Source organism: Hydrogenophaga pseudoflava NBRC 102511 (genome assembly GCF_001592285.1).
GTDB classification, from domain to species: Bacteria; Pseudomonadota; Gammaproteobacteria; order Burkholderiales; family Burkholderiaceae_C; genus Hydrogenophaga; species Hydrogenophaga pseudoflava.
Genome location: NZ_BCWQ01000037.1, coordinates 1 through 1,468 on the forward strand (window position 1 = coordinate 1; position 1,468 = coordinate 1,468).

The window sequence follows — 1,468 nt, forward strand, 5'->3', positions numbered from 1 at the left end:
GATGGGATGGACTCCCCCGTTTGTTTGCGCGAGAAACGCGCTCTGGTCTTCATTGGCGTGGGGATCAGGTCTTCAACACAAACGAAAGGAGTCCGAGATGCATGCTACTACCGTGGCCGTCGACTTGGCCAAATCCGTTTTCCAGATCGCCGTGGCCAACGAGTACTGGTGCATCGTTCAAACCCAGCGCCTGACACGCACGCAGTTCGAGCGCTGGTTCGCCAACCGATCTGTATCTCTGGTCATCATGGAGGCCTGCGGCTCGGCCCACCACTGGGCGCGCTGGCTCAATGGCCTGGGCATCTCCGTTCGCCTGCTGCCCGCCCAGTACGTTCGCGCCTACGTCCGGCGCAACAAGACCGATGCCACCGATGCCGCCGCCCTGCTCGAAGCCGCCCGCGCCTCGGACATTCGCCCCGTGCGTGTGAAGTCTGTTGAACAGCAAGCCCTGCAGGGCCTGCACCGCATCCGCTCGCTCTGGATGGGCACGCGCACTTCGCGCATCAACGCCTTGCGCGGCTTCTGCCGCGAGTTCGGCATCACCATCCCGCAAGGCGCGCGCACCGGCGTGGAAACCATCGGCCGCGTGCTGGCCGACCCGCGCTCGGCCGTGCCCGATCTGATCCGCCACACCGCCGGCATGCTGCTCGAAGAGATCCGCCTGCTTGAAGCGCGCATCGCCCAGGTCGAGCGTGAGCTCGCCAGCGTCGCCCGCCAAAGCCCCGCCTGCACGCTGCTGCTCTCAGTCCCCGGCATTGGCCTGCTCACCGCCACCGCCCTGGTGGCGGCCACCTCGGGCGATGTGACGCACTTTGCGGACGCGCGCCACTTCTCCAGCTGGTTCGGTCTGACGCCGCGTGAGTACAGCTCGGGATCGGCCCGGTACCTGGGCCGCATCTCCAAGAAGGGCGACCGCTACCTGCGCATGCTGCTCACGCACGGCGCGCGCAGTGTGCTGCGGGCGGCCAAGGTGGCCGAGGGCGCGGGCAAAGAGATCTGCGGCATCCGCCGCTGGGCGCTGGATGTGCAGGGCCGAAGCAACCACAACAAGGCCACCTGCGCCCTGGCCAACAAGCTCGCGCGCATCTGCTACGCCACGCTGCGCGACCACGCGCCGTTCGACGAGGCAGCCCGGCTGAACAAAAAACAAAGCCGGCAGAGCTTCGCCCTGCCGGCCTGATCTCGTCTGAGCTGATCTCTTCACCCATCCCATCTCACCTTGCGACGGGTTTGATCGACCATCATGGCCAACCGGGTTCCTCCCACACCGCACTGCGCCGATAACTCTTCCGGCAGCTCGCCTGCCGCTTGCAGCGTGTGGCGACGCGGTGACGCAGATTCCATGTCGGCACGGACCATCAACGAGTCCACTTCAGATGCCGGATATACGACTGCAGGTGCTCTACCCCACGGTCCCCAATCGGTCAGGCCCTTGCTGTTGAGGGGGAGTCCATATAGGAAGGGTTAG

Annotated in this window: 1 protein-coding gene; it reads left to right on the forward strand. The window is 65.6% G+C overall.

Features of this window, described 5'->3' with window-relative positions; all coding sequences use genetic code 11:
* The first annotated feature begins 97 nt into the window (after positions 1 to 97).
* Positions 98 to 1,180 carry an IS110 family RNA-guided transposase gene (locus HPS01S_RS21345; RefSeq protein WP_066161176.1) on the forward strand — a complete coding sequence of 361 codons (1,083 nt, stop codon included), beginning with the start codon at positions 98 to 100 and terminating at the stop codon, positions 1,178 to 1,180.
* The last annotated feature ends 288 nt before the right edge of the window (positions 1,181 to 1,468 follow it).